The sequence below is a fragment of the Aeromonas sp. QDB25 genome, from assembly GCF_027707725.1.
Lineage (GTDB): Bacteria > Pseudomonadota > Gammaproteobacteria > Enterobacterales > Aeromonadaceae > Aeromonas > Aeromonas caviae.
This window is the reverse complement of sequence record NZ_JAPCIZ010000208.1, coordinates 1-1,257: the sequence shown is the minus strand read 5'-3', so window position 1 is coordinate 1,257 and position 1,257 is coordinate 1. Positions and strand designations below refer to the sequence as shown.

General features: G+C 65.1%; 1 protein-coding gene. It reads left to right on the top strand.

Features of this window, described 5'->3' with window-relative positions; genetic code table 11:
• The coding region (locus tag PG883_RS23500; protein ID WP_425330937.1) for a transposase at positions 1-1,257 on the top strand (1,257 nt) is incomplete at both ends.

The window sequence follows — 1,257 nt, the reverse complement described above, 5'->3', positions numbered from 1 at the left end:
TGAGCATGGCGACGGACACCCCACGGATTCCAGAACAAGGCGTGGCCACTCTGCCTGATGAGGCTTGGGAGCGTGCGCGCCGTCGTGCGGAGATCATCAGTCCGTTGGCGCAGTCGGAGACGGTCGGGCACGAAGCGGCCGATATGGCGGCTCAGGCGCTGGGCTTGTCTCGGCGCCAGGTATACGTTCTGATCCGGCGTGCCCGGCAAGGCAGCGGCCTCGTGACGGATCTGGTGCCCGGCCAGTCCGGTGGAGGTAAAGGTAAGGGGCGCTTGCCGGAACCGGTCGAGCGCGTCATCCACGAGCTACTGCAAAAGCGGTTCCTGACCAAGCAGAAGCGCAGCCTAGCGGCCTTTCACCGCGAAGTCACTCAGGTGTGCAAGGCTCAAAAACTGCGAGTGCCGGCGCGCAATACCGTGGCCTTACGGATCGCTAGCCTTGACCCGCGCAAGGTCATCCGCCGGCGGGAAGGCCAGGATGCCGCTCGTGACCTACAAGGTGTGGGCGGCGAGCCTCCTGCCGTGACCGCGCCGCTGGAGCAGGTGCAGATAGACCATACGGTCATCGACCTGATCGTGGTCGATGACCGCGACCGGCAACCTATTGGCCGCCCGTACCTGACCCTCGCCATCGACGTGTTCACCCGCTGCGTGCTCGGCATGGTCGTCACGCTGGAAGCGCCGTCTGCCGTTTCGGTTGGCCTGTGCCTCGTGCATGTCGCCTGCGACAAGCGCCCTTGGCTGGAAGGACTGAACGTGGAAATGGATTGGCAGATGAGCGGCAAGCCCTTGCTGCTCTACCTAGACAACGCGGCCGAGTTCAAGAGCGAGGCCCTGCGCCGGGGTTGCGAGCAGCATGGCATCCGGCTGGACTATCGCCCGCTGGGACAGCCGCACTATGGCGGCATCGTGGAACGGATCATCGGCACGGCGATGCAGATGATTCACGACGAACTGCCGGGAACGACCTTCTCCAACCCTGACCAGCGCGGCGACTACGATTCCGAAAACAAGGCCGCCCTGACGCTGCGCGAGCTAGAGCGCTGGCTCACATTGGCGGTCGGCACCTACCACGGTTCGGTGCACAACGGCCTGCTCCAACCGCCGGCCGCGCGCTGGGCCGAGGCCGTGGCGCGTGTCGGCGTACCGGCCGTCGTCACACGCGCTACTTCGTTCCTGGTCGATTTTCTGCCGATCCTCCGGCGCACGCTGACCCGCACCGGCTTTGTCATCGACCACATCCACTACTACGCCGATG